This is a genomic window from Oleiphilus sp. HI0079, assembly GCF_001635105.1.
Window position 1 is genome coordinate 1 of sequence record NZ_LWFT01000451.1, and the last position, 438, is coordinate 438.

At 45.7% G+C, this 438-nt stretch carries 1 protein-coding gene; it reads left to right on the forward strand.

Features of this window, described 5'->3' with window-relative positions; all coding sequences use genetic code 11:
• Positions 1 to 127: 127 nt before the first annotated feature.
• On the forward strand, positions 128 to 438 hold a 311-nt coding region (locus A3750_RS05890), incomplete at its 3' end, for a 3,4-dihydroxy-2-butanone-4-phosphate synthase (RefSeq protein ID WP_197474935.1).

The following is a 438-nucleotide window of genomic DNA, read 5'->3' on the forward strand; positions in this document are numbered from 1 at the left end:
TTTGCAAGTAGGTCAGTTAGCAGAGTCAAAAGAAAAGCCAGCATTAGACGAGGCATTTTTGGCTCGTAATGGCTATAAAGTTTAATACATCGTCGTGCTGAGTATGCACGGTTGAACCGGAGGTTGAATGAAGCTCAACACTGTTGAAGAGCTGGTAGAAGATATTCGTCAGGGCAAAATGGTGATCTTGATGGATGATGAGGATCGCGAAAATGAGGGCGATCTGGTCATTGCTGCGGAACAAGTGCGTCCAGAAGATATAAATTTCATGGCGACTCATGCTCGGGGTCTTATTTGTCTTACGTTGACGCAGGAGCGTTGTAGGTTCCTAGGTTTGCCGTTGATGGTGGCGAGTAATCATGCTCAGTTTCAAACCAATTTTACGGTTTCTATTGAGGCTGCAGAGGGTGTTACAACAGGGATTTCTGCTGCAGACAG